This window comes from Acidovorax sp. KPB24-03 (assembly GCF_057546605.1).
Window position 1 is genome coordinate 1 of record NZ_BAAJYR010000837.1, and the last position, 769, is coordinate 769.

Annotated in this window: 1 protein-coding gene; it reads left to right on the plus strand. The window is 73.6% G+C overall.

The window, feature by feature from the left end; translation table 11 throughout:
• Positions 1–116 precede the first annotated feature (116 nt).
• A complete protein-coding gene (nudB, locus tag AC27KI_RS26345; protein ID WP_487116820.1) occupies positions 117–587 on the plus strand; it encodes a dihydroneopterin triphosphate diphosphatase in 471 nt (156 codons plus the stop codon).
• The last annotated feature ends 182 nt before the right edge of the window (positions 588–769 follow it).

The following is a 769-nucleotide window of genomic DNA, read 5'->3' on the forward strand; positions in this document are numbered from 1 at the left end:
CGGCCGGCCGGGCCATGCTCTGCCGCATCTCGCCGCAGTGGCTGCAGCAGTGCGCGGCCGGTGCGCTGGCGGACGCGCCCCCGGCAGGACCTGCAGTCCTTGCTCGCCGCGGCGGCCTGATCCCGTTGCCGGGCGCGTTCAAGATCCCCGAGTCGGTGCTGGTGGTGGTCCACACCCCGGCGCTGGATGTGTTGCTGATCCACCGGGCGGGCGGTGGCGACCACTGGCAGTCGGTCACCGGCAGCAAGGACTGGCCCGAGGAGCCCTTCGAGGATGCGGCGGTGCGCGAAGTGCGCGAGGAAACCGGCATCGATGCCCGCGCCCCCGGCTGCGTGCTGACCGACTGGGCGCTGGAAAACGTCTACGACATCTGGCCGCAGTGGCTGCATCGCTACGCGCCGGGCGTGGTGCGCAACCGCGAGCGGCTGTTCGGCCTGTGCGTGCCCCAGGGCACGCCGGTGGTGCTGAGCCCGCGCGAGCATGTGGCGTGGCGCTGGCTGCCTTGGCGCGATGCGGCACTGGCCTGCTTTTCGCCCTCCAATGCCGAGGCGTGCCTGATGCTGCCCCGGTTCACGCCGCCCGCCTGACCGCGGCCTCCCGGCCAGCGCTACATCGGCCGCAGGCGCAGCACCGCCGCGAGATCGGCCGGTTCGGGCAGTGGCGAGGCGGGTGACGAAGGCGAGGCGGGCGTGGCGGCGGGCGTGCTGGCGGCGCCTGGACGTGCGCAGCACCAGCTCGCCCGGCTTTCTTTCGGTGGCTGGCCCAGCAC